At 79.1% G+C, this 1,079-nt stretch carries 1 protein-coding gene and 1 pseudogene; one reads left to right on the forward strand and one right to left on the reverse strand.

Annotated features, from left to right (window positions below; all coding sequences use genetic code 11):
- Positions 1–377: pseudogene (locus tag GSF22_RS33810) on the reverse strand (hypothetical protein); the annotation flags it as partial.
- A gap of 168 nt (positions 378–545) precedes the next feature.
- Here GSF22_RS33810 and GSF22_RS33815 point away from each other — a divergent pair.
- Complete coding sequence (locus GSF22_RS33815; RefSeq protein ID WP_439957844.1) at positions 546–1,058, forward strand: hypothetical protein; 513 nt, start codon at positions 546–548, stop codon at positions 1,056–1,058.
- The last annotated feature ends 21 nt before the right edge of the window (positions 1,059–1,079 follow it).

A 1,079-nucleotide genomic window follows, 5' to 3' on the forward strand; every position in this document is an offset into this window, starting at 1 on the left:
GTTGCGGAGACCGTCGCGGTGAGGGCGGCGTGCAGGTAGGGCCAGAGTCGCCCGGCGCTCTCGGTCGGCCCGACCGAGAGCCAGGCAGCGCCGCGCTGCGCCATCCCGGCCCGGAACCAGGAGGCGAGCAGGGTGGTCTTGCCCCAGCCGGCGGGCGCGCGGACCAGGGTGACCGGGCCGGTCGCCGCCGCGTCGAGCCGGGCGAGCAGCCGGGACCGGACGAGCACCGGCTCGGGCAGTGGGGCGACGGCCAGCTTCGCCGCGAGCAGCGGTACCGGTTCCGGTGTCACGGTGGCGACCGTTGCCCCGGCTGACGCCGGACGGCCCGCACCGCCGCTCCCGGCGCCGCTGTCCGGCCAGCTCAGGTTCTCCGGCATCCGGCCTCCCCATCCGCGCCGGCCCGCCACCGTGCCCGGGACGGGCGCGCCCCCCTCGCACGCCGTCCCGCGCATACCCGGCGGACGTCGGTTCACCCCTTGTGGGCGAGCCCGGTTCACCCCCGGCCGGCGCACGATCAGGACACCGACGGTGACGGCGGAGGGGAGATGCCGGTGAGCTGGGTGACGCGGGGTGCAGCGGCACTGGCGGTGTCGGCGGGTGGGATCGCGGTCGGCCGCGCGCTGGTCCGCCGGGGCCGGGACACCTGGCCGGCGACGCCGGACCCGGCCGGCGGGGACCCGGCCACCCGCTGGGAGGTGGTCACCGTGAACCGGTCCCGCACCGATCTGCTGCCCTCGGGCGAACTGCCGGCGCCGCTGGCCCGCCTCGGGCACGCGGTGCAGGTCCGGTTGCGTCCGGCGCCGGGCGGGAAGGGCACCGAACTGGCTGCCCGGCCCCGGGGCGGCGACGTCGGGCTGCCGGGGATGGCCGCCCACCTGACCGGGGACGACCCCCGGCTGGCGGTACGCGCCGCGCTGCGCGAGACGAAGCAGCTCGCCGAGACCGGGCAGGTCCTCGACCCGGGAGCCGACCCGCCGACCTGGCGTCCGGCGGGTGTCCCGGGCGGAACCGGGGGCCGGTCCGCTGCGGTGGGCGGGGACGACCGGAGGTGGCGGTGAGGGCGGTCTGCTGGGCCGGGG

The sequence above is a fragment of the Micromonospora echinofusca genome (assembly GCF_017614955.1).
Taxonomy (GTDB): domain Bacteria; phylum Actinomycetota; class Actinomycetes; order Mycobacteriales; family Micromonosporaceae; genus Micromonospora; species Micromonospora echinofusca_A.